The 24,189-nt window shown below is 50.9% G+C and carries 21 protein-coding genes and 4 tRNA genes; 4 read left to right on the plus strand and 21 right to left on the minus strand.

The genetic code is table 11. The features are described from left to right. Positions 1–43: 43 nt before the first annotated feature. Genes GJQ69_RS07585 through thyX form a run of 6 tightly spaced genes read right to left on the minus strand, consistent with a single transcriptional unit; the run spans position 44 to position 5,177 of the window. On the minus strand, positions 44–1,273 hold the full coding sequence (locus tag GJQ69_RS07585; RefSeq protein WP_086035325.1) for a peptidase U32 family protein: 1,230 nt from the start codon (positions 1,271–1,273) through the stop codon (positions 44–46). Next, on the minus strand, positions 1,270–2,550 hold the full coding sequence (gene mltG / locus GJQ69_RS07590) for an endolytic transglycosylase MltG (protein ID WP_086035324.1): 1,281 nt from the start codon (positions 2,548–2,550) through the stop codon (positions 1,270–1,272). Before mltG ends, GJQ69_RS07585 begins: the two co-directional genes overlap by 4 nt. After that, complete coding sequence (locus GJQ69_RS07595; RefSeq protein ID WP_086035323.1) at positions 2,543–3,175, minus strand: 5-formyltetrahydrofolate cyclo-ligase; 633 nt, start codon at positions 3,173–3,175, stop codon at positions 2,543–2,545. Before GJQ69_RS07595 ends, mltG begins: the two co-directional genes overlap by 8 nt. Then, positions 3,166–3,708 (minus strand): DJ-1 family glyoxalase III, encoded by a 543-nt coding sequence (locus GJQ69_RS07600; RefSeq protein WP_086035322.1) that lies wholly within the window; start codon positions 3,706–3,708, stop codon positions 3,166–3,168. The genes GJQ69_RS07595 and GJQ69_RS07600 overlap by 10 nt, the downstream gene beginning before the upstream one ends. A 28-nt stretch (positions 3,709–3,736) precedes the next feature. Beyond that, entirely contained in the window at positions 3,737–4,405 is a 669-nt protein-coding gene (locus tag GJQ69_RS07605) for a dTMP kinase (RefSeq protein ID WP_086035321.1), read from the minus strand. After that, positions 4,398–5,177: an FAD-dependent thymidylate synthase gene (gene thyX, locus GJQ69_RS07610; protein ID WP_086035320.1), complete on the minus strand. Its 780-nt coding sequence runs from the start codon at positions 5,175–5,177 to the stop codon at positions 4,398–4,400. Before thyX ends, GJQ69_RS07605 begins: the two co-directional genes overlap by 8 nt. Positions 5,178–5,362: 185 nt before the next feature. On the opposite strand from thyX, the gene GJQ69_RS07615 reads away from it, so the two are divergent. After that, the gene (locus GJQ69_RS07615) at positions 5,363–6,169 is read left to right on the plus strand and encodes a hypothetical protein (protein ID WP_236849671.1); all 807 of its coding nucleotides are present in this window, start codon (positions 5,363–5,365) and stop codon (positions 6,167–6,169) included. Positions 6,170–6,211: 42 nt separating this feature from the next. On the opposite strand, the gene GJQ69_RS07620 is transcribed toward GJQ69_RS07615, so the two are convergent. Then, complete coding sequence (locus tag GJQ69_RS07620; protein ID WP_086035319.1) at positions 6,212–8,596, minus strand: ATP-dependent helicase; 2,385 nt, start codon at positions 8,594–8,596, stop codon at positions 6,212–6,214. Positions 8,597–8,923: 327 nt separating this feature from the next. On the opposite strand from GJQ69_RS07620, the gene GJQ69_RS07625 reads away from it, so the two are divergent. Both GJQ69_RS07625 and GJQ69_RS07630 read left to right on the plus strand, forming a co-directional pair. Further along, positions 8,924–9,760, plus strand: coding sequence for an AraC family transcriptional regulator (locus GJQ69_RS07625; RefSeq protein WP_086035317.1), 837 nt, complete (start codon positions 8,924–8,926; stop codon positions 9,758–9,760). 261 nt (positions 9,761–10,021) lie between these two features. Next, positions 10,022–11,518 (plus strand): radical SAM/SPASM domain-containing protein, encoded by a 1,497-nt coding sequence (locus GJQ69_RS07630; RefSeq protein ID WP_174193422.1) that lies wholly within the window; start codon positions 10,022–10,024, stop codon positions 11,516–11,518. 455 nt (positions 11,519–11,973) lie between these two features. Here GJQ69_RS07630 and GJQ69_RS07635 read toward each other — a convergent pair. The 5 genes from GJQ69_RS07635 to GJQ69_RS07655 all read right to left on the minus strand — a co-directional run bounded on the left by GJQ69_RS07635 (position 11,974) and on the right by GJQ69_RS07655 (position 13,510). Next, positions 11,974–12,048 (minus strand) — tRNA-Gln (locus GJQ69_RS07635). A 64-nt stretch (positions 12,049–12,112) separates the two neighbouring features. Next, positions 12,113–12,189 (minus strand) — tRNA-His (locus GJQ69_RS07640). Positions 12,190–12,193: 4 nt separating this feature from the next. Further along, positions 12,194–12,270, minus strand: a tRNA-Arg gene (locus tag GJQ69_RS07645). Positions 12,271–12,282: 12 nt separating this feature from the next. Continuing rightward, positions 12,283–12,356: transfer RNA gene (locus GJQ69_RS07650), tRNA-Gly, on the minus strand. A 98-nt stretch (positions 12,357–12,454) separates the two neighbouring features. Further along, entirely contained in the window at positions 12,455–13,510 is a 1,056-nt protein-coding gene (locus tag GJQ69_RS07655) for a hypothetical protein (RefSeq protein ID WP_157658895.1), read from the minus strand. A 315-nt stretch (positions 13,511–13,825) separates the two neighbouring features. On the opposite strand from GJQ69_RS07655, the gene GJQ69_RS07660 reads away from it, so the two are divergent. Further along, positions 13,826–14,719: a DegV family protein gene (locus GJQ69_RS07660; RefSeq protein WP_086035314.1), complete on the plus strand. Its 894-nt coding sequence runs from the start codon at positions 13,826–13,828 to the stop codon at positions 14,717–14,719. Between the two features lie 89 nt (positions 14,720–14,808). Here GJQ69_RS07660 and GJQ69_RS07665 read toward each other — a convergent pair whose 3' ends face one another. The 9 genes from GJQ69_RS07665 to GJQ69_RS07705 all read right to left on the minus strand — a co-directional run bounded on the left by GJQ69_RS07665 (position 14,809) and on the right by GJQ69_RS07705 (position 24,182). Next, the gene (locus GJQ69_RS07665) at positions 14,809–17,109 is read right to left on the minus strand and encodes an ATP-dependent Clp protease ATP-binding subunit (protein ID WP_086035313.1); all 2,301 of its coding nucleotides are present in this window, start codon (positions 17,107–17,109) and stop codon (positions 14,809–14,811) included. A gap of 171 nt (positions 17,110–17,280) precedes the next feature. Further along, positions 17,281–17,907: a CDP-alcohol phosphatidyltransferase family protein gene (locus tag GJQ69_RS07670; protein WP_086035312.1), complete on the minus strand. Its 627-nt coding sequence runs from the start codon at positions 17,905–17,907 to the stop codon at positions 17,281–17,283. Beyond that, positions 17,897–18,529: a CvpA family protein gene (locus GJQ69_RS07675; RefSeq protein ID WP_086035311.1), complete on the minus strand. Its 633-nt coding sequence runs from the start codon at positions 18,527–18,529 to the stop codon at positions 17,897–17,899. The genes GJQ69_RS07670 and GJQ69_RS07675 overlap by 11 nt, the downstream gene beginning before the upstream one ends. Before the next feature lie 78 nt (positions 18,530–18,607). Continuing rightward, positions 18,608–19,840 (minus strand): DUF5711 family protein, encoded by a 1,233-nt coding sequence (locus tag GJQ69_RS07680; protein WP_174193424.1) that lies wholly within the window; start codon positions 19,838–19,840, stop codon positions 18,608–18,610. Beyond that, complete coding sequence (gene truA, locus GJQ69_RS07685; protein WP_174193426.1) at positions 19,812–20,591, minus strand: tRNA pseudouridine(38-40) synthase TruA; 780 nt, start codon at positions 20,589–20,591, stop codon at positions 19,812–19,814. Before truA ends, GJQ69_RS07680 begins: the two co-directional genes overlap by 29 nt. 45 nt (positions 20,592–20,636) lie before the next feature. Continuing rightward, a complete protein-coding gene (locus GJQ69_RS07690) occupies positions 20,637–21,452 on the minus strand; it encodes an energy-coupling factor transporter transmembrane component T family protein (RefSeq protein ID WP_086035308.1) in 816 nt (271 codons plus the stop codon). Continuing rightward, complete coding sequence (locus GJQ69_RS07695; protein ID WP_086035307.1) at positions 21,449–22,318, minus strand: energy-coupling factor transporter ATPase; 870 nt, start codon at positions 22,316–22,318, stop codon at positions 21,449–21,451. The genes GJQ69_RS07690 and GJQ69_RS07695 overlap by 4 nt, the downstream gene beginning before the upstream one ends. Continuing rightward, a complete protein-coding gene (locus GJQ69_RS07700; protein ID WP_174193428.1) occupies positions 22,315–23,187 on the minus strand; it encodes an energy-coupling factor transporter ATPase in 873 nt (290 codons plus the stop codon). The genes GJQ69_RS07695 and GJQ69_RS07700 overlap by 4 nt, the downstream gene beginning before the upstream one ends. A 131-nt stretch (positions 23,188–23,318) precedes the next feature. Further along, complete coding sequence (locus GJQ69_RS07705) at positions 23,319–24,182, minus strand: class I SAM-dependent methyltransferase (protein ID WP_086035305.1); 864 nt, start codon at positions 24,180–24,182, stop codon at positions 23,319–23,321. Positions 24,183–24,189 lie beyond the last annotated feature (7 nt).

A 24,189-nucleotide genomic window follows, 5' to 3' on the forward strand; every position in this document is an offset into this window, starting at 1 on the left:
GGACTTTTTCATTCCTTATTTTGGTAACGATAATTTTTTCTGTTCAGTCTTTTTGTTTGCGGATACGCAGCAGCGCACCGGGGGCAATCGGTGTATCTGTGTAAAGCAGTACACGCATAACTGCATGGTTAGCGGACTCAATTGGTTCCCCATCTCCGTTTTCAATATGGTCCATTTTTACAAGATAGGGTGCCTTTCCGGGCTCCAGCACATCGGCTGTATCGCCGCGGAAAAAGCGGTTGCGCTGTGACAAAACCGCTACGCCGTTGTGGTACGATTCGCACACAGCCGCAACTTCATAGTCACGCACATAGCTGCCCAGCGTCAAACTTTCATCCGGACGGCCAAAGTAAAAACCAGTACTGTACTGGCGGTGACTGATTTTATTCAGTTCCTCTTTGACCCACGGCGTCAGCGGTTTGCCCGCTATAGCGTCATTCAGTGCCCGGCGGTACGCGTTGGTTGCGGCCGCTGTGTAGTATGCCGACTTGGCGCGGCCCTCTATTTTCAGGCTGTCCACACCGGCCTGCAGCAGTTCCGGGATATGTTCGGACATATTCATGTCTTTTGCATTTAAAATGTAGCTGCCGTTGCTGTCCTCATCAATCGGCAGGTACACCCCGGGGCGGGTTTCTTCACACAGGGCATATTTCCAGCGGCAGGGCTGCGCACACTCGCCGTGGTTGCCGTCCCGTCCGGTAAAGTAGTTGGAAAGCAGGCAGCGGCCGGAAATAGAAACACACATGGCTCCATGCACAAAGCACTCGATTTCCAGGTCCTTCGGTGTTTTGGCACGCAGGGTTGCCACCTCTTCCAGGGAAAGTTCCCGTGCCAACACCACACGTTTGGCACCCAAATCATAAAGACGTCGTGCAGCCGCATAGTTGGTTACGCCGGTCTGGGTAGAAATATGAATGTCCACCTGCGGCGCTACCTTCTGTGCCATTTCCATAACACCCATATCCGTAACGATAAAGGCATCCACACCGGCATCCCGCGCCATGCGCAGGAACGGTTCCAAATGCTCAACATCACTGTTGTGCGGAATAATGTTGCAGGTCAGATAGATGCGCACACCGTGGCTGTGGGCAAAGCGGACGCCATCCGCCAGCTGCTGCGGTGTAAAGTTGGAGGGCGCACTGCGCATGCCAAACTGTGTGCCGGCCAAATAAACGGCATCTGCACCAAACTGTACGGCGGCCTGCAGCCGCTCCATATCCCCCGCTGGAGCCAGCAGCTCCGGCAGACGGTCGGGTATTTTTTCAAAGCTCATTTTGTCAGTCCTGCCTCTACTAAGTTATCGGTATGCTCTTCCTGTGTGGACGCATAGTATGCTTTTTTGGTCTTTGGATTATGACAGAAATATAAATACGAAGTCTGATTCGGGTTCAGCGCCGCGTTAATAGCTGCAATACCCGGATTGCACACAGCACCAGCAGGCAGCCCCTTCATTGTATAGGTGTTATACTTACTCTTATAGCTGCTGCCCAAACTGGACGGAACATCCGATTTGGAGCGGTAAGGATAGTACATGGTAGAATCACAGTCCAGCGTATAAATATTGTACTGGCTGCCATACTTCAGCCGGTTTTGCAGTACCGAAGAAACATTCAGCATATCCGCTGAATCCGCTGATTCCGCCTGGATAATGGAAGCCAAGGTAATCAGCTGGTCCAGCGTCATGTTCTTTGCCTTTGCCTTTTCACGGATTTCTTTGGTATAGCGTTCGTTGGAATCATTCAGCATCTTCTGCAGCACATTCTGCGGGTCCTCATTTTGGTAGAATTCATAGGTATCCGGGAACAGATATCCTTCAAATTTATAATACCGTCCCTTTAGGTTCTTTAAATCGGAAACCATCGTATAGGTGCTGTCAAAGGCATTGGTATTCAGCACGTCCAAGAACTTCTGGGAAGAAGAAATCACACCGTTTTTTTGCAGAAGGCGGGCAATCTCCACCGCATTCTGTCCTTCCGGAATGGTTACCTTAATAGTGTCTTTGCGGCCTTCGTTGGACTCCAGCGTATTGATAAGTTCTTCATAATCGGTTTTGGCGTTAATTTGCCAAGTGCCGTTGTGAAAACAGCCGTCCGCTTTGCGCAGACGTACATACATACAAAAAACATCCGGGTCGTCCACCAATCCTGCTTGGTGCAGAATATTTGCCACTTTGCGGGTAATTTCACGGTTAGAAGATTTTGCGCTCTGTAGTTTCTGCCCGTTCAGTTTTTTTAGGGCAGATGGTTTTATCGAATCCTCCGTTGTGCTGATGGGTATCTGCACGGTTACATTGGAACTGGTACGGTTTACCGCCAAAATATCATTCAGTCCCGTAATGAGGAACTGCCCCAGCACCAGCCCCACCAAAATAACCATGCACCACCATACAGCGAGAAAAAAATGACGATTCTTTTTTCGCTTCTCCCGGTTGCGCCGCTTATGGTTGCGGATTGCCCTCTTTTCATCGGCAGCTTCCCTTGCAGCTTCCGCACGCATTGCCGCATCTCCGCTGAAGCTGCTAAGGGACTGCTGATGTTCATTTTCAGCCATGACGTACCTCCTGACGGCTGGAAGCGTGCTTCCCTGCCCTGTGGATATTTCGGATATATTTTTCTGTAATTAAAAGGTCAACTGGACGATCATAGTAGCCGTGCGGGAGCTTCCACGGGGCACAGTTCCGGTAACAAATACCGATTGTGCTGCCGCCAAAAGCGGCCAAGAAACGGTCATAATATCCTTTTCCGTACCCCAGCCGATATCCCTGTGAGTCAAAGCTTAGCCCCGGCACAATGCACAGTCCTTGACTAAGGTCCGTTACGGGCTGACAGCGTTCGATATCCGGCTCCAATACTCCAAAGGTCCCCGGCGTAAGGTCGTCCAGGGAATGAATGAAGTAAAACTGCATCCGATGCGTGCCCGGGATACAGCGCGGCACAGCTACCTGCCTGCCATGCGTCAGTGCATGGCGAATAATCGCAATGGTGTCCACTTCAATTGGTTTGCTGACATATGTGAAAAGGATTCGGCTCTGTCGATAAACAGACAGACGAAACAGACGGGTGCGGATTGCCGCATCCATCTGCTGTTTCTGCTGCGGAGAAAGCGATTCCCGGTACGCCCGGCATTTTTGGCGCAGCCCCTGTTTTACTTCTTTAATATTTCCCTTTATACGCATTGAATTGATTCTTTAACTTCCTTTGCTTTTTCCGGTCCGCACAAAACCGCCGTGAGCTTCAGTGCGAAGTCTACCGCCACACCGGCACCACGGGCGGTAATCACATTTCCACTTTGCACCACAGATTCTTTGCTGACCGTACAGTGCAAGTCTTTTTCAAAGCCCGGGAAGCAGGTGGCTGTATGGCCGTTAAGCAGGCCCCAATGTCCCAAAACAGAGGGTGCCGCACAGATAGCAGCCAGATATTTTCCGCGCCGCACGCAGTCATTTACTGCCGCACGAACGGTTGCGGACCGCTCCAAATGAAGGGTACCGGGCATTCCACCGGGCAAAACCACCATGTCTGCCGGACGCTGTGCCATATTCAAATCCGCTTCCGATACATCAGCTGTTACCGGAATATGATGTGCACCGACAATTTCCCTGCCGCCCACACCGACCGTCAAAACTTCCTGGCCGGCACGGCGGAGAATATCGACCGTGGACAGTGCTTCTACTTCTTCAAAACCATTTGCTAAAAATACATATACCATACAAAAGGCTTCCTTTCGATGGGCTTTTTTACAGCAGACCGGCTTTCTGCACCGTCTGCCGAATTTGTTCTGCAATTTGCTCCGGTGTTCGTACAGCTCCACCGCTGCTGCAGGGAATCACTTTCCAGTGCAGCACATTGGCCGCATACAGAGCTGCCGCACGGCAGTCATGCTGAAAGGCGGTATCTTTTTCATGAATATCTTTTTGCCCCTCGTCCCCGTGGTAGCGCTTTTCCAGCAGCTCCTCGGAAACCGTCTCCGGCATATCCAAAAACAAGGTCAAATCAGGTATTGGCAGTTCCAGGCGATGATATTCATAATCCAGCAGCCATTGGGTGAAAGCGTCCCACTCGTTTCGCGGCAGCTTCGGCAGCTGATAAACCAGGTTGGAGGTTGTATAGCGGTCCGCCAAAATGCACTTGCCGTTGTCATAGTCCTGCTTCCAAAATTTTCGGTAAGAAGCGAAACGATCCACCGCGTAAAAAGAAGAAGCGGCATACGGGTTGACATCCTGCGGCTGTGTGCCGAATTCACCGTGCAGGTACATTTTCACCAGTGCAGAAGAGGGCTGGTTGTAATCCGGAAAAGACACGCGTCGGCTGGGAGCACCGGCTTCAGAAAATGCACGATCCAGCAGCGCTGTCTGTGTTTGCTTGCCGCTGCCGTCAAGGCCTTCCAATACCAGGAGTTTACCCATTCTGTGCCTTTTCTTTCGCCGCATAATGCGCTTTCATCTCCGCCTGCTTGCCGCAGCTCATTTTTCCTTCCGGGCAAGTGCCATACAGACAGGGCGGGCCAGCCTTTGCAAACAAATGGGGTGCAACCCCCTTCACCAGCCAAAGCATCTGTTCTGCAACCTCGCGGATTTCCCACTGTGCACGGCTGCAGCAGCGCAGAGAAAAGAAATGTAGCAGGCTGCGTGCGTCCATAGTGCAGACAATTTTTGTTGTGCAGGCGTTGGGCAGAACAAAGCGGGCATCCTCATTGGACATCTTCTGTGCCTTGCAGGCCGCGGCTTTTTCAGAAAGGCCCTCCTGCATTAGTTCCGCTTTATGCTTTTCCTGTAATAGCGCCGATAAATGGTCGTAGTGCTGCTGATCCTCTTCCATGGCACGCAGATACTCTTCCTTGGCGGCCGGAATCGCGGCAATCTCCGGTGGCACCACATAAGAAAAGTGGCTGGCAGCCACATAGCGCTGGCTCTGCACGCTGTAGCTGGCAATGCGGTGGCGGGTAATCTGTGCCAGCAGCGAACGTGACACGCCCTCAATGCCAAACGTGAAGGAAGCATGCTCAATCGGGCTTTCATGATGGTTTTCCACCAGGATGTCCATAAAATGATTGATTTTTTCCTCTGTCATATCCTTCTGAATCGCGTCTATATCGGACGGTGAATAGCACAGCTTTGCCGCCGAAGCGACCGTTTTTTCGGGAAACTTAGTGTAGGTAAGCAGCTCTACGTGTGGCATGACCAATGAAACCTCCTGCAAGGCAGGGTACGCCCTGTCGTTTTTTGTCACTCTATTATAGCAAACTTTCTCCTCGCTTTCAACCGCTGCAGCGGCAGAATAGCCTGCCGCTGGGAACGTTTTTCTCCATCCTCCATAAGATAGTACTGAACGAGAACCATTTTGCCTGATAGGGGGATTGCAATATGAGTGAAACAAATGACAGTACGCGTACAGAAAGTATGAAGAATGCTGTATGTATCGATGCCCAGCGGGTTTACGACTCCTGCAGCGCAAAGGATTGCCTGGAGGACCTGCAGGTATACTTTACCAAAGAAAAACGTCCCATTATCGAACGGAGCGTCAGTGTACGCCTGCACAGTGTCAATGTACTGACTGTGTACATGAATATGGAGCCGGTGCCCTTTAACAAAGGCTTCTACTCCGTTGACATGACCTTTGCCTTTGATGTCGGCCTGGATGTGTACACAGCACCGGCTACCTGCCCCATCGCTGTAAACGGCGTTGCGCTGTTCACCAAAAAGGCGATTTTGTATGGCAGCGATGGCGACGTAAAAGTTTTTACCAGCAGTGACGGTCCCTGCAGACCAGGGCACAATGTCGGCAGCCGTGCCCTGCCAAAAGCCGTATGCCAGGTGGCCCAGCCGGTCGGCCTGTCCGCACGGGTTGCGGATGCTCGTCCCGGCTGCTGCCCTGGCTATAAAATTCCGGATGAATTGTGCGAACATTTCGGCGGCGATTTCGACTTTGAGTGCGGACGCAGTGTATTCGTGACCATCGGCCTGTTCTCCATTGTGCAGATTGTGCGCAATGTACAGATGCTGATTCCCACTTGCGATTTCTGCGTTCCCAGCAAAGAATGCTCGCCCGCCAGCGATAACCCCTGCGAAATGTTCAAACGCATCGACTTCCCCACCGATTCCTTTTTCCCGCCGCGGGTGAGTGACTCCGGCTGCGGCAGCTGCGGGAAGCCACAACCAGAAAATGGCTGACAAAAAGGCAGATGCCGAAAAGCATCTGCCTTTTTTATATGCTTATGCGCGCTTCAGGTGGGCGAAGTTTGCCATAATTCTTTTGGTGCCTTTGCTTTCAAAGGCAATCTCCAGCAGGTGGTCGTTGCCCATCGGGGTGACGGACAGAACCATGCCCTTGCCAAATGCCCTGTGCTCCACCTGGTCGCCGGGGCGGAACTGCAGGGCCTTGTGTGCCTGTGCTGACTGCGGCGCGCCAAAGTGCAGTGCCGACTCCATGGCCGCCTCCCGCACCTCTTTGGAGGACACCGGAAGCGCCGTGCCCGGTTTGGGCTGCTTCCAGCTGCGGGCCGCTGTGTGCTCCATCAGCTCCTCTGGGATTTCCTGTAAGAAGCGGCTGGGGCGGTTCCGATTTGTGGAACCGAAAATCATGCGGCTCTGTGCGTTGAGGATATACAGCTGTTCGCGTGCGCGGGTAATCGCCACATAGGCCAGCCGGCGTTCCTCTTCCAGCTGTTCCGGACTGTAAATAGCCTGTACACCTGGAAAAATGCCGTCCTCAAAGCCAGGCAGAAACACGACCGGAAACTCCAGCCCTTTGGCTGAGTGCATGGTCATCATCACAACAGTATCGGCTTTATCGTCATAGTTGTCTATATCCGTCATCAATGAAACTTCCTGCAGGAAGCCGTCCAAGCTGGCCAGCTCACCGTTTTCCTCCTCGTACTGCTGAATATTGCTCTCCAGCTGGCGCAGGTTGGAAATACGGTCCTGTACCTCCAGGTTCGCGGGATTGCCAAGGCTTGCTATGTAATTGGTATCTTCCAAAACTTTATCGTAAAGTTCTTTCAGCGTATGGCTGCCGCTTTCGTTCATATCCATAAAGCCGCGCATAATGTGCGCAAACTGCAGCAGTTTGGGTGCGGTGCGCTTCAGCGGCTCAAACTCGTTCGCATGGTCAATTACATAGAACACACTCTCACCGAGCTGGTCCGCAATTTGGGAGGCAGCCGCCAGCGTTTTGTCGCCGATACTGCGCTTTGGCTGGTTGATGATACGGCGCAGGCGCATTTCGTCGCTGGCGTTGTTGATAACGCTCAGGTAAGCAATCATGTCCCGAATTTCCTTGCGCTCATAAAAGCGCAGGCCGCCGATAATGCGGTACGGAATACCGGATTTTACAAAATTCTTCTCCAGTGCGCTGGACTGTGTATTCATGCGGTACAGAATGGCATAATCGCTGAACTTTCTGCCATCCGCAACGCCTTCCAAAATCTGCTTGCCGATATAGTCGGCCTCGTCCTGTTCATTGATGGCCGTATGGGTCTGTATCTTGCTGCCAACGGGGTTCTTTGTCCACAGGGTTTTCCCCTTGCGTTCTTTATTGTTGGAAATAACGGCATTGGCCGCGTTCAGAATGGTCTGTGTGGAACGGTAATTCTGCTCCAGACGAATGGTTTTCGCGGTGGGAAATGTCTTTTCAAAGCTGAGAATATTTTCAATGGTGGCCCCGCGGAACTTATAAATACTTTGGTCGTCATCACCGACAACACACAGGTTACCATCTGTTCCGGCCAGCAGCTTAATCAAAACGTACTGCGCATGGTCTGTATCCTGATACTCATCTACCATAATATAGCGGAACTTCTTCTGGAAATGTTCCAGAACATCCGGATTCTCCTGCAGCAGCTGGACCGTACAGCTGATAAGGTCATCAAAATCCATGGCGTCCGCTTCCTTCAGGTGCTGCTGGTACATCTGATAGGCGCGGGCAATCGTTGCGGTGCGATTGTCGTCACCGGCTGCCTGCTGATAAGCCTTCGGTGTGGTCAGCGTGTCCTTTGCTCTGGAAATCTCGTTCAGCACAACCTTGCAGGAGAGGATTTTTTCGTCAACACCCAGCTCCTTCAGGCAGTTTTTCATCAGCCGTTTGGAGTCATCGGAATCATAAATGGTAAAATGGGTGCTGTAATCCAGCCGGTCACCAAACTGGCGGAGAATCCGCGCACAGGAAGAATGGAACGTACTGGCCCATACCTGGCTGCCGGCTTCCCCCAGCATATTTGCCAGACGCTGTTTCAATTCCCCGGCAGCCTTGTTGGTAAAGGTTATTGCCAAAATATGCCACGGCGCCACTGGGGACACCGCCAAATGGCTGCGTGTGATTTCCGACAGCGGCGTATCATGATGCAGGTATTCCTGCATATCCGCTATGTCCTGTTCGCTCAACTGAGACGCAGTATCCTGATAGGCGCTGCCATAACGAATTAAATTGGCAATTCGATTGACCAGCACAGTGGTCTTGCCGCTGCCGGCACCGGCCAGCACCAGCAGCGGTCCATTCACGGTAAAAACAGCCTCCCGCTGCCTGTCATTTATGCGGGAAAATTCTTTTTCCAAAACCTGTCGTCTTAACTGCAGTGAAGCTTCACTCAATAAACTCACCATCTAACTTTCATTTTTCAGGACTGGCCTGTACAAAAAGGCCCCGTGCCATCCTGTTGTGCGGGCGTACGGGGTGCTGCGGTGCTTTTTAGCGGGAATGTACACCGGCACTGCATTTGGGAATTTCCCAACCTGCAGGCTGTCCCCGCAAAGCGCTCCTGTCTGCTTTCCTGTGCCGACCAAAGGCCGGCACTCAAAAAACGTTACTTTCTTATTATAGCTTATTCTGTGGGCGATTTCAAATTCATTTTTTTATATGTTTCGACACGGAATTGCGCAATCTTTCGAAAAGTCATATACTGATGAAAATGGGAAAGGCGGCAGAATGGAATGAAAAAAGATGCTTTTCGGCGTTCTTACAAAGGAGAAAGCTATAACCTCGGTCTGGCTGTATACAGCTGCGGCATTCAGCGCTGTCCTCCCTCACACTCTTGGGGGCCGGGCATCCGCGACCATTACCTTATCCATTATATTGTCCGCGGCAAAGGCCGCTTCTCGACCGGCGGCAGGACCTGGCAGCTGCGGGCAGGTGATGCGTTTTTGGTGCGGCCAAAGATTATTGCCAGCTACCAGGCAGACCAGGAGCAGCCGTGGGAATACGACTGGGTTGGCTTTAATGGCAGCGATGCCAGCCATTTGCTGTGCCAAACTGGCCTGCTGGATATGGCACCGGTTTTTCACTGCCCGCCGGACAACCACTTTCACGAGCTTCTGACCAATATCACCTCCGTTTCCGGCTCCTCCTCCAGTGCGGAAGCGCGTATGGAAAGCGGCCTGCTGCTGTTTTTGGCAAACTTGATGGATACTTTTGGCGGCCAAATGCCCCGCAGTGACGTTGGCTACAGTTATGTACAAAAAGCCATTCAGTTTATCGACCGCAATTATTCCAGTGATATTGATATTGCCCACATCGCACAAAGTGCCGGCGTTTCCCGCAGTCACCTGTACCGGCTGTTTATGACCTACATCAATATGCCGCCCAATGAGTACCTGACACGCTACCGTATTAACAAAGCTGCTTCCTTTCTACGGGAAGGCGGGCTGACCGTTGGGGAAGCTGCCTATTCTGCCGGCTTTTCGGACCAGCTGTATTTTTCCCGTGTCTTTAAAAAGTATATGGGCATACCGCCCAGTCAGCTGTGTCCAAGGAATTTTAAAAGGAAATAATGCATATCTTTATTGAGATTCATCTACATCCCTATCACACATTTCCTTTTTTTCTTCTTAAAAACGCCGTTATTTAACCCAAAAAGAAAAATCGTGTTACAATTTTACTGTTTTGTCACTTTTTTTTACAAAAAAACTTTCTTGTCTAAGGACAAAACCAAAATTTGAATTAAAATTTCTTATATACACAGAATACAGCGCTGCAAATTCTTACGCCCTTCTGCGTATTGAGAGTATCTATCTTTGTAGGAGGAATTATATATGGCAAATAGCAGTATAAAAGAAAGCCTCGAGAAATTTGGCATTAAAACCGCTCTCGGGTACCTGCGCAAGGATCCGGAAAAGAATGTTCCTAAACTTTTAGATATGATTGAAAAGGTAGATACAACCCATGCCTTTTCCGAAGCGCTCTACAATTTCCGCTGGGCAATGGATAACCCGGACTCCAACTGGTATAAACTCATTATGAAAGTCCTGAAGGAAACTGACCGGCACATTCTGGAAACATTCTTTACAAACTTCTTTATGAACGCTACCCTTATCGGCGGCAAAAAGCAGATGGAATACCGCAAAAAGTACGGCTGCAACGTCCCGTGGGCAATCCTGCTGGATCCCACAAGCGCCTGCAACCTGCACTGCACCGGCTGCTGGGCTGCTGAATATGGCAACAAACTGAACCTGACTTTCGATGAAATCGATGACATTATCAACCAGGGTACCGCAATGGGTACTTATATGTACATTTACACCGGCGGTGAACCGCTTGTGCGTAAAGATGACCTGATTAAACTGTGTGAAAAGCACAACGACTGTGTCTTCCAGTGCTTTACCAACTCTACCCTGGTTGACGACAAGTTTGCTTCCGAAATTCAGCGCGTAGGCAATTTCAGTCCGGTTATCTCCGTAGAAGGCTTTGAAGAAGCAACGGACAGCCGCCGCGGCAAAGGTACTTTCCAGAAGGTCAGCAAGGCAATGGATATCCTGACCGCGCACCATGTGCCGTTTGGTGTTTCCTGCTGCTATACCAGCCAGAACGTTGCCTCCATCGGCAGCGAGGAATTCTTTGACTGGATGATTGCAAAGGGTGCTTTCTACGCTTGGTTCTTTACATATATGCCTATCGGCGTAGATGCACCAACCGACCTGATGGCAACTGCGGAGCAGCGTGAATATATGTATCATAAAATCCGCGCTTACCGTGAAAACAAAGCAATCTTTACCATGGACTTCTGGAACGATGCAGAATACGTCTATGGCTGCATTGCCGGCGGTCGGTCTTACCTGCACATCAACGCAAACGGTGACGTGGAACCCTGTGTCTTTATTCACTACAGTGATTCCAACGTTCGCCAGAAGAGCCTTCTGGAAGCATACTGCAGCCCAATGTTCATGCAGTACCACAAGAATCAGCCTTTCAACCACAATATGCTGCGTCCCTGCCCTGTTCTGGATAACCCGTATCATCTGGAAAAAATGGTTGAAAAAACCGATGCGCACTGTACTGACCTTTTGAAGCAGGAGTCCGCACATGACCTGTGCGCAAAGTGTGCACCGATTGCAGAACGCTGGAAAGGATTTGCGGACCGTCTGTGGAAAGAAAGCGGTCCGGATGGCCGTCATCATATGCAGTGCGAAGACACAATTCTCCCTGAGAACCGTCTGAGTGAAGATGAACTGGCAACCATGCAGGAATCTGTAGACTTTGCGAATGCAAAGAAAGAGGAAAGAATTTCTGCTGGGAAAAAGAATTTAGAATAATAAAGAAACTGTCGTTTTCAAAACGGAAGCCATTGAAAAGGCTTCCGTTTTTTATATATGTATATAAACAGAAAAAAGGCACCCGCAAACAGCGGATGTCTCATAATATTTGGTCCCGTGTAACGCCCGGGTTATCGACTGCTATACCTGCTTTTGTTGATTGGCCTTTGGAACAGTTCATAAATGACTTCAACACCGAATTCGAAGCCTCCGGTTTGGCATGAAAAGATAGGCTTGTTGAATATTTTCAACTTATTTAGTATAACACACTCTGTTGCTCTTGTCAAGTTTCCTCACGGCCTGTCGAACACCGCAAGACACGCAAAACATATTAGAAAGTATTGTTTTCACAATAAAACTAATGGGGTACATCGATGGTGACAGTTTATTTCAATTTTGATAAAGAAGAATCCCCAAAAGCCTTAAGAACACCGGCTTTTGGGGATTCTTTTGTTTGGCTGGGCTGGCGGGATTCGGACCCACGCGTGATGGAGTCAAAGTCCATTGCCTTACCGCTTGGCTACAGCCCAATAAAATATTGATATTATAAAAATACGGAGCGTGGAAAATTCCACGCCCCGTAATCGTGTGCTGTGGGGTGGAAGATGGGATTCGAACCCACGGTCTCCAGAGCCACAATCTGGCGCTTTAACCAGCTAAGCTACATCCACCATTTGGCGCGCCAAAAGGGACTCGAACCCCTGGCCCACTGCTTAGAAGGCAGTTGCTCTATCCAGCTGAGCTATTGGCGCGTATCCCTTTTATGGAGCGAGTGATGGGAATCGAACCCACACTACCAGCTTGGAAGGCTGGAGTTCTACCATTGAACTACACTCGCAATTAGCAACGATTAGTAGTATAGCATGTGGGAACATATTTGTCAAGAAAAATCTACAAATTTCTGCATTCTCATTTCGTCGCTGCCAACGCTGTTTTTTACTGTACAGCACCCGTTCGGGGCGCAGATGCTTCCGGCGGATGGGGAAGCACTTCCGTCAGCAGTTCCTGCAGTGTATGGTCCCGCAAGCTGCGGGCTTTCATCGGATAGCAGCCCGGTGCCGCCTCGGAAATGCCATCTGCATTAAAAGTCAACACACAAGGGTCCGAAGAAATGACACCATCAATAAAGGCAAGATCCGCATAAAAATCGATGCAGAAGACCGGCTCACTTTGCGTCTGACGGCATTTTAGAATCTCACTGCGTACTTCCCTGCGTTTCTGAGAAGAGCATGTCCTGAGCGCTATAAAGAAAAAGAAAGGCGTTCTGGCCTGCAGAACTTGCGGCAGCAGTTCCCGCTGATAAAACGCCTTTTGGAAGGTATCATCGTACGGATACCATGCGGCAAAAAAGCAGTGTCGGCTGTTCATCTGTTTGGCTGTCTGTAAGAAGCCGTCGTCACAGTGCAGGCATAGAAGCGTATTTTTCACCTGCAATATTACAGTAATCAGTTCATCGGACACCTGCCGGTTTTCGCAAAACAAGACAAAAGCACAGTCAGGATGATTTTCCAGCACAGGGACCAGCTCCATGGGGGCCTCTTCCCCATTGCTGAAAATCATATAACTATAAATGCCAAGTTCTTCCCCCTGCTGAATGGCACGGTCCAACATCTGTGGGGTAAATAAGCCACTTTTTGAGAAATGAAAGATAAGCGTCCACGGGACATTGTAGCCGGCTGCCTTTTCCAATGTACGCACCGTGCGGGCACCGACCGTCCAGCCGTTGTAGGCAAGATTCATTCCGAACGTTTTCAGTTGCTTTTGGTCAGCGTTTACGACCAGGTCATGAATCCATTTATAATAAGAACTGTTTTCATTGTGCAGCATTTCACCAAAAATATCAAAAAAATAGCGCTGAAATCTGCCTTTTGCAAAATAAGTACCCAAATCCACCAACTGCCGCACACTGCGTTTCGGGTCCCGTTCAATATCTTTAAAGCCCTTCTCTACAGCAGCACTGATGAAGGACCGCAGCATTGCATCTGACCTCATCTTGCCACCCGCTTTCTTTCTTAACTTCCCTGTTCATACAGGTTTTCTATTTACAATATCATTTATTACTATAACCGTTTTCTACAGCAGTCTAAATAGACAAACTTTCGCATATGTCATAAAAGCAGACGCTTTTTTTCAGTTGTCGTATCACTTTTTGTAGAAAAATCCTTTAATGCCGATTCTTTTTTACAGTGCGGTAAAAAGAATATTTGTCAAAACAATTTTTTTCTGCTATTCTTATTAAAGTATCGTTTTGCACAGCGAAAGCTATGCCGTTTCCTTTTCGGCAGAACAAAGAAGGAGATATATTTTATGAAAAATTATTGTCTGATGACTGATGCTACAGCTGAGCTGACCCCAGAACTGGCACAGGAACTGGACGTGGTTGTACTGCCCATGCCGCTCGACCTTGATGGGAAAGCCTATCAGTTCACTTCTTTTGACGACAAGTTGAGCGCCCATGATTTTTACGACCATCTGCGTGCAGGAAAATCTGCACATACGTCCCAAATCAATGAAGCTACCTATATGGAATACTTTGAGAAATATTTGCAACAGGGCATCGATATTTTGTATCTGTGCTTTTCTTCCGGCCTTAGCAACACCTATTGCGCGGCCTGCCGCTGCGCGGAAGAACTGCGGAGAAAATACCCGGAACGTACACTGGAATGTGTAGATACGCTGTGTGCTTCCGCCGGCGAGGGACTGCTGGTATATACCTGTGCCAATATGCGCAAATCCGGCACGCCGCTGGAGGAAGTAAAGCAGTGGGCCTACGACCACCGTGATACGGTTTGCCAATGCTTCAAAGTGGACGAGCTGGAACATCTGCGCCGCGGTGGACGTATTTCCACAACCACGGCCGTTATCGGTTCTGCCCTGCAGATAAAGCCAATCCTTGTTGTGAACCATGAGGGAAAGCTGGAGGTTGTGGCAAAAGCGCGCGGCCGCAAGCGTGCCCGTGACTATCTTCTGCAGATTATCGAAAAACATCTGCTGAACACGCCGGAAAACGATACTATTTTTATTGGTCACGGCGATACGCTGGAAGAGGCGCAGTCTTTGGCGGCGGATATTCAGAAAAACCTGCCGCAGATTAAGCGCACCATTATTGTGCCGATTGGTCCTATCGTTGGCACACACGTCGGCCCCGGCATGATGGACCTGCTTTTCTACGGAACAGACAGAATGTGCCGTTTAAGGTAAATTTCCGCTTTTGCTTTTATTTTATAAGAAAAGGCAGACAGCCCGCACATAAAATGCAGGTTGTCCGCCTTTCTTTATTTTATCCGCTGTTACACCAATGTGCACAGAGAGAGTTCATCGTTCTGTACCGTCAGGCTGACACCGCTCAAACCGGTATCCGACGTCTCAATGAGAATCTCCGCCAAACGGTCCTCCACCTTGCGGCGAATCAGGTTGCGCAGGTCACGTGCACCACTCTTTCCGCCGTGGGCGTGCTCCGCAAGCCATGCGGCAGCCGCGTCATCATAGGTAAAGGTAACTCCGCGCTCCTTCAGCGTGCCCACATATTCATTGAGCATCAGCTTTGCAATTTCGCCGAAGTCCTGTTTGGAAAGCTGGCGGAATACGATAATTTCATCCACACGGCTTAAAAACTCCGGACGCAGGAACTCGGAAAGTGCCTTCATGGCATGTTCCCTGCTGACATTCTCTTCACTGCGGTTAAAGCCCAACGCCGACTCATGGACATTGCTACCCGCATTGCTGGTCATAATGATAACTGTGTTTTCAAAGTTGACATTGCGGCCTTGTGCGTCCGTGATATGTCCTTCGTCCAGAATCTGCAAAAGGATATTCATGACATCCGGGTGCGCCTTTTCAATCTCATCAAACAACAGCACACTGTACGGCTGACGGCGTACCTTTTCGGTCACCTGTCCCGCCTCGTCATAGCCAACATAGCCGGGCGGGGAACCGATGATACGTGAAACACTGTACTTGTCCATATATTCGCTCATATCCAAACGAATCAGTGTTTCCGGCTTATCAAACAGCTCTTTGGAAAGCACTTTGGCAAGCTCGGTTTTGCCGACACCGGTCGGTCCAACAAAGATAAACGATGCCGGACGGCGGCGCGGGCTGATTTGCACCCGGCTGCGGCGAACAGCCGCTGCCACTGCGGAGACAGCTTCTTTTTGGCCAATAATCTTTTGCTTCAGAATGTCCTCGATATGTGACAGTTTTTTCAGTTCGCTTTCCTGCACACGGCTGGCGGGGATTCCTGTCCACATCTCAATGACGTGTGCAAGGTCCTGTTCCTCCACCGGTGCGCCCAGCGCCTTCGGTGCCAGTTCCGCTGCACGCTGCTCGGAACGGGAAATCTCCGTACGGACCTCCGCCAGCTTTTCATAGTTGGTTTCATCCCCGGCCGTCAGCTCATCTTCCTGTCGGCGCAGTTTCTGAAGCTGCTGGTTCAGCGTATCATATTCAGTCATGGATTTGTTGCGCAGAGCCGCACAAGCACAGGCCTCATCCAGCAGGTCAATCGCCTTATCCGGCAGAAAGCGGTCATTGATATACCGCTCAGAAAGGACAACCGTGCGGCGGGCAATCTGGTCAGAAACAGTTACATGGTGGAACTTCTCATAGTATTCTTTTATTCCCAGAATAATCTGTGTTGCTTCCGCAATGGACGGTTCCTCAATGGTAACCGGCTGAAAACGGCGCTCCAAAGCGGCATCCTTTTCAATATACTTGCGGTATTCACTGAAAGTAGTTGCACCAATCACCTGAATTTCGCCGCGGGAAAGGGCAGGCTTCATAATATTCGCCGCATTCATACTGCCCTCGGCATCGCCCGTCCCCACCAGATTATGCACTTCATCAATAAACAAAATGATATTTCCGGCGTCCCGTACCTCCTGCAGCAGGCCCTTAATGCGGCTTTCAAACTGACCGCGGAACTGTGTGCCTGCAACCAGTGCGGTCAGGTCCAGCAGCATAATTTCCTTGTCCTGCAAGCGGGCTGGTACTTTGCCTTCCGCAATGCGTAGGGCAAGGCCCTCCGCCACCGCTGTCTTGCCGACACCCGGCTCACCTATCAGGCAGGGGTTGTTTTTTGTGCGGCGGGACAGTATCTGCACCACACGGTTGATTTCCCTGTCCCGGCCTATGATACGGTCAATTTCGCCCTTTCTGGCACGGGCAGTCAGGTTCGTACAATAGGTATCCAAATGACGGTGTTTCGTTTTCTTTTTTTCGGCTGGTCTCCGCCCCGACGGAGCCTGTCGGTCTTTGCTGTCCTCCCCGGCTGCCGCAGTGCCGTTTTCGCTGTTTGTGTCATACAGATTTTTTAATAATCCAGCGGGGAACAGTGCCGCACCGCCCGGCTGAAAGCCGTCGCTGTCGCCATCGTCGCTGTCCTCATTGGCTTCATCCATAAAAGCGTTCAGTTCATTTTCCATGGCTTCCATCTGGTCACTGGTCAGGCCCATTTTGTCCATCAGGTCGTTTACCGACTTAATTCCCAGTTCCCGGGCACAGGTCAGGCAGTAACCTTGGGGTTCGCCGCTGTCCGCTGTAGAGGATAAAAATACTACAGCAGGGCGTTTGTGACATCTGGAACACAACATATTAAAAATCACTTCTCTTTTTGAATTGGTAATCCATTTTATGTGCCGTGCCTATACTGTTTGGACACGGTCTCATTTTTATTATAGCTTATCCTGAAACGATAAAGGTAAATAAATTATAAATATTACAGAAAATATAAAAACCCCGGCAGAAAAATCCGCCGGGTTCTGTCATTTTTTCTCCCTGTACTTTTTCTTGTCCATCATTTTGTCCAGGTCCAGCTGGTCTTCCGGCGCAGTGCTGTTCAAGATGCGAAAAAACGCACGTCCGTACATAACCAGCGCATAAATCATAAAGAAAGCCGTTACAATCAGCAACACAACAACCGCCGTTATTGCCCACTGCCACACACGGAACATATCCACCATCAGAATAACTGCAAATGTAATGTAAAACAATACCGTAGCAAACTTGCCGTACCACTGCGCCGCACAGGGGCGCTTCCTCTTTCTCAGCAGCACTGCACCACCAACCAGCATGATGCCCTCTTTGATAATAAAAATCAAAAACAGCGGAAGCAGCATGGGGTGGCGAATGGCCAAACTGATAGCAACGGACCCCTGAATAATTTTGTCAGAAATCGGGTCCAGCAGCTGGCCCAGCTCCGTATACTGATGAAAACGGCGCGCAATAAGGCCGTCCAGCACATCGGTCAGTCCTGCAAACAGCAGCATAATGATAGCCGGCACAACCGCTCCATTTAAGTAGAAATACATAAAGGGAATGACCAGTATGATGCGCAGAACGGTCAGGGTATTCGGTACATTGAAGTTTTTGTTTTTGTCCTTATTTGACATTCGTTTGCACGCCCTCTCTCAACACCTTTTGATAAAACGTGTACACCGGGTTGCGCACATCTGCAGGCAGCTTGTCAACGAATGCACGTACTTTCTGTTCCGCCTCACTCTTCGTTGGTGAAGAAGTTCCCGATGAATGGGAGGACGCAGCCGAAGAAGAATTTTCCGGCATTTGCAGCACAACAGAGCTGCTAAAATCCTTCAGCTGTACTTTATCCGGATACTTAACCGCAAGCACCGGCAACAGCAGCCGCAGCACTGCACACACCAGCATGACCAGCAAAACACCTTTCACTCCGCCAAAAATGCCGCCAAAAACGCGGTTAATGGCATGTAACCCCGGCAGACGGCACAGGGCATCCAGCAGACGGCACAGCAGGCCCACTGCAACCAGAATCAAAACAAACGCAAGAACTGTACACAGCACTTCACGCATCGCCTGACTCTGCCCTTTAAAAGCCGGCAGAACGCCGGAAAGCCACTTCCCAAGTTGTGGTGAAAGGAACACTGCCGCTGCCAAACCAGCCAAACCGGCCAGCGTGCGGACAGCTCCTCTGCAGGCACCGGAAATAATGCAGGCAATGAACACTACCAATAGAATAACATCCAATATAACGCCCATTTCGGCTGCACCTCCCTGTTTTTCCGCAATATTTATTGATTATACTACAGTTTACAAAATCCCGCAACCGAACCAGACCTATGCTTTTAGGCCCTCCAGCCGTACTTCCGAAACGTCCAATATGTACGCCTGCTTTTCTGTGCGCAGTGCCACCGCGCGGGCATTGGTTCCCACACTGCAGGTACCCGCGGCACCGCCTCCGGCAATGGAATAAGCCTGTATTTTGCTGCCGCACAGCGCCGCCATTACCTGCCCCATGCGTGACACGCTGGATGGCGCACGGTCCACCTGCACAACGGCTGTCTGTTTGCCGTCCGTACCGACCGCCGCCAGCGTGCCCGCCACGGCATTATGAAACTTGGAAATGCCCAGAACAGCACCGCCTCTCTGCAGGTTCCAGGAGCAAAGCTCACCGTCACCATAAGAATAGGCAGAAAGCTTTTTGCCGCCTGCACTCAGTGCCGCTGTCTGTGTATCCCCAACCGCCAGTACACCGTTGCTGTCTGTATAGCAAATGTCCAGAAACGTAGTATCACTGTAAGAAGCGATCGGCTTTACTGTCTTATTGGAATTAAAGTCCAGCTCATAAATAACACTGGTCAGCACACCGTTGCTGGCGCTGACCGCTGTGACCGCGGCATGTGTACCAGAAGCATTCATCGCTACAGCAGTCGGCGAATACTCCGAGAATGAGTATGAGAAGGCGACCTGCCCGTTCGGCAGGTAAACAGTCAGCTTTCCGCAGTAACCGTCAGCCTGCGTCAGCAAAGCAAAACGTCCGTTGGCGCATACCGCACCGCCTAGAATTTTATTGTCCGCGTTCCCTGCCAGCAATGTGTTTAGCTGGTTGCCCAGCTGATAGCCCGTCCCGCCCAGATTATACACCAAAATGCGGTTTCCGTTCACTTTCATAACTGGTTCAGAAAAACTATGCTTGCGGTTGAACAGCTCCTTTGCGGAACTGTTGTAGGCACGGACTGCCGTATCGCTGGTAAAGAAAATATCTTTTCCGGACGACACAAAATTCCGCGTCATAACATTTTCCGTATTAAAATGCACCGGATATCCCTTACCTGTGCCGATTCCCAGCATTTGCGTCTGCACCCATTCCGAAATGTTGGCAGGTTTTAGGTTGTCACGGTTCACCCACACCGCCAGCACCAGCGCACAGGCCAGCAAAATAGCGATTGCCGTATAAATGCCGCGGCCGCGCTTTCTGCCCCTTTTTTTACGGGAAGAGGTTCTCAATGGCGGCAGCTCCCCCGGCAAAGGCTCCTGTCCGTCACAGGAGTTGTTTGGTTTGTCCTGCATTGAGATCTGCCTCCTCATAATAAACGTGGTTCAGGTAAAGCCCCTGCGGCGGGGCAGTCGGGCCGGCTTGGCTACGGTCTTTCGCGGCAAAGATGCGCGGAATGTCCCGCGGCATTAGCTTGCCTTGTGCCGCATATAGAAGCGTGCCGGTCAGGATGCGCACCATATTGTACAGAAAGCCATCGGCCGTAACAGAAAAGGTAATCATGCTGCCGCTGCGCTGCACTTCCGCCTGTGTAATGGTGCGGGTAAAATCGCCTTTTTCCCGTTTGTCTTGGGTACAAAAAGATGTGAAATTGTGCCGGCCGATATACTGCTCAGCCGTCCGGTTCAGCAGTTCCTCGTCCAGCGGATACCAATAGTGCAGCGCACGTCTGTACAGAAACGGGTCACGCACCGGTGCGTTCCATATCTGATACACATACTGTTTGCCCCGACAGGAATAACGTGCATGAAACGCTGGCGGCACTTCACGACAGGCTGTCACCGCCACATCCGGCGGCAGAAAATGATTGACTGCCTGCACAAGCCGTCCGCAAGGAATCTGCCGCTCAGTATGCAGGGAAACGCAGAACATACGCGCGTGCACACCGGCATCTGTGCGGGAGCAGCCCTTCAGGTTCGGCGTTTCCTGCAGCACATTCTGCAGGGCGGTCTGAAAGACCTGTTGGACGGTCACAGCATTCGGCTGTATCTGCCAGCCATGATAGCCCGCGCCATCAAAGCAAAGTGTAAAAAGAAGATTGCGCAAGGGACTGCTCCTTTCCGGAAAAGATTGCTGCGGACACGGCTGTTTTCAAGTAAGAGAAGCTGGCAGCAGAATATTCAAAAGGATAATCGCCGCCAACATCAAAATTGCAAAAACAACCGCGACAAGGTCAATCGTCTGCAAATGCAGGACTTTCATTTTGGTACGGCCCTCACCGCCGTGGTAGCAGCGGCATTCCATTGCCATGGCCAAATCATACGCCCGGCGGAAAGAGGAAACAAACAGCGGAATCAGCACTGGAATCAGTGCCTTAATGCGCTGCATCAGTCCACCGGATTCCATATCCGCGCCGCGGGCTTTTTGCGCAGACATAATGCGGTCCGTCTCGTCCAACAGCGTAGGCACAAACCGCAGTGCGATTGTCATCATCATGGAAATCTCGTGGACTTTGACATGAAAGACCTTCAACGGGGACAAAAGGCGCTCCATCGCATCGGTCAGCTCTGTCGGCGACGTCGTAAACGTGAGAATAGAGCTAAAGAGAATCAAGCTGACAATCCGCACTGCAATGAAAATAGCGTTGCGGATGCCATTTGCTGTAATCTGCATAAATCCCAGCTGAACCAGCACCGGTCCGGTTCCATAAAAGAGATTCAGAACAGCGGTGAACAGTACAATGAACAGAATTCCCTTCATGCTTTTAAAGTACAGCTTTATCGGTACGCCGGAAACCGCCATCAGTGCAAACGTGGCCACCACCAACAGCACCAGTCCCGCGAAATTCTGTGCTACAAAAATATAAACAATAAATGCGACGGTCAGCACAAGCTTAATCCGCGGATCCAGCCGATGCAGCAGGGACTTGCCGGGAATAAACTGACCCAATGCAATATCTCTGGTCATTCGGATGTGCCCCCTTTCCGCGGCAGCAGCGGCAGTAGCTGTTCCATTGCTTCCTCCAATGTCAGGCAGGTATGAACTGGATAACCATCCGCTTTCAGAATAGACATAATTTTGGTAATCTGCGGTACCTGCAGACCAATGGACTCCAATTCCTTATCTTGGGAAAAAACTGCCTGTGTGGTGTCAAACATCTGCAGATGTGAGGAATTCATAACCATCACCCTGTCTGCCACACGTGCCACATCTTCCATGCTGTGTGATACCAGCATAATGGTATTGCCGCGCTCCTCATGGTAGCTGACAATTTCACTTAAAAGGACATCCCGTCCGGCGGGGTCCAAGCCCGCTGTTGGTTCGTCCAAAACCAGCACATCCGGGTCCATGGCAATCACGCCCGCGATGGCAACACGGCGCTTTTCACCGCCGGAAAGCTCAAATGGGCTTTTGTCTAACAGCTCGTCCTGCAGTCCGACAAATTTTGCGGCATCACGCGCACGCTTTTCTATTTCCGCATCTGTTAGGCCCATATTGCGCGGACCAAATGAAATATCCTGCATAACCGTTTCCTCAAACAGCTGGTCCTCCGGATACTGAAACACCATACCCACCCGAAAGCGCACCGCGCGTATCTTCTTCGGTTCTTCCCAAATATCTTTTCCTGCCAGCAGCACGCGGCCGGAGGTCGGGCGGATAAGGCCGTTCATCATTTGTATCATGGTACTTTTGCCGGAACCGGTGTGACCAATGACACCGATAAACTCACCCTGCTGAATTTTGAAGTTGACATTCTGCACGGCCTTTTTTTCAAAGGGCGTGCCTGTTCCGTAGGTATAGCATAAATTCTGTGCTTCCAGAATCGGCGTCATGCTTCTGCCCCCTTCTGCGCAAGCAGCGGTTCCAGTGCAGAGACACACTCATCGATAGACAAAACGCAGTGCGGCATGGGACATCCCGCCCCGCGCAGTCGAAAAGCCAGGTCTGTAGCCTGTGGGACATCCAGTTTATGCGTTTTCAGCAGTCCCACCTGCGAAAAGACCTCCCGCGGTGTTCCCTGTGTTAAAATACGGCCGCTGTCCAGTACGACAACACGGCCAGCCTGGACAGCCTCGTCCATATAATGTGTAATTAAAATAATTGTAATGCCCTTTTCACGGTTCAGCTGCTGAATGGTGTGCATAACTTCCGCCCGGCCGCGTGGGTCCAGCATGGCGGTCGGTTCGTCCAGCACGATGCAGGCTGTCTGCATTGCCAAAATGCCTGCAATGGCTATGCGCTGTTTCTGCCCGCCGGAAAGCTTATACGGTGCGCAGGTTCGATATTCATACATATCCACTGCCTTCAGAGCCTCATCGACACGGCGGCGGATTTCCACCGGTTCCACACCCAGATTTTCCGGCCCAAAAGCAACATCTTCCTCCACAATGGAAGCAACCAGCTGATTGTCCGGATTCTGCTGTACCATACCGACCTGGCGGCGAATATCATAGGTTCTGGATTCATCTGCAGTATCCATACCATCCACATATACTTTTCCGGCGGCAGGGATTAACATGGCGTTGAACATTTTGGCCATGGTGGACTTGCCAGAACCATTGTGTCCCAGCAGCGCCACAAATTCGCCGCGGTCTATCGAGAGGGTAACTCCCTTCAACACATCATGCAGCGGCTTTTCAGGTTCCTCCGGATGCGTCTCATCATACGTAAAGTGCACATCTTCTGTTCTGATAAATTCCATTGCTGGCTCCTTCATGTGTCGTGTGGCCGGGCGGCGGCCTGCACGCACCTCCCCTTTCACGGGCAGAAATCAAGATAAATATAAGAGAAATAAGACTGACAAACCGGCAGTCCCTCTGTGAATTTTTGTATTCAGCCGAAATATGCAATCGCGGTGCTTCCGCAGGGTAGCGTGAAGCCCGTACTGCTGACACGCAGACCAATCTCTCCCGACTCCACTGTGCCGCCGAACTGCGGCTGCAGCATAACGCCCAGCAAGTACTGCATAACGGCCGGAGAAAGCCCTGTCGTATAAGAATTAAGCAAAAAGAACAACGGCTTTGCACTGAGGATAGGAATACATTGACTGACCAGCCCATACAGCTGCTCTTCCAGTTTCCAAACCTCCCCGCCGGGTCCGCGCCCATAAGACGGCGGGTCCATGATAATGGCATCATAGTGATGACCGCGGCGGTGTTCACGCTGCACAAATTTGGTGCAGTCGTCCACCAGCCACCGGACCGGCCGGTCCGCCAAACCGCTGGCAGCGGCATTTTCTTTTGCCCACTGTACCATGCCTTTGCTGGCGTCCACATGGCAGACAGAGGCACCCGCCGCCAAACAGGCCAGCGTAGCCGCGCCGGTATACCCGAACAGGTTGAGCACCTGAATGGGACGGCCGGCGGACCGGATACGCTGCATGGCATACTTCCAGTTGACTGCCTGTTCCGGGAAAAGGCCGGTATGCTTAAAGCCCATGGTCTTTAACCGAAACGTCAGTCCTTCCCAGTGAATGTCCCACACCGGCAGAACTTTGTGCAGCATCTGCCAATGTCCGCCACCTGAACTGGAACGGATATAATGTGCATCCGCCTGTTTCCAGCGGGGGTCCCTGCGCGGTGTATCCCAAATAATCTGCGGGTCCGGCCGGGTAAGCAGTACACTGCCCCACCGTTCCAGTCTCTCTCCGCGGGAAGTATCCAAAAGTTCATAGTCCTGCCATTCTGCGGTGCGCATTCTGTTA

The organism is Caproicibacterium lactatifermentans, from assembly GCF_013315815.1.
Taxonomy (GTDB): Bacteria; Bacillota; Clostridia; order Oscillospirales; family Acutalibacteraceae; genus Caproicibacterium; species Caproicibacterium lactatifermentans.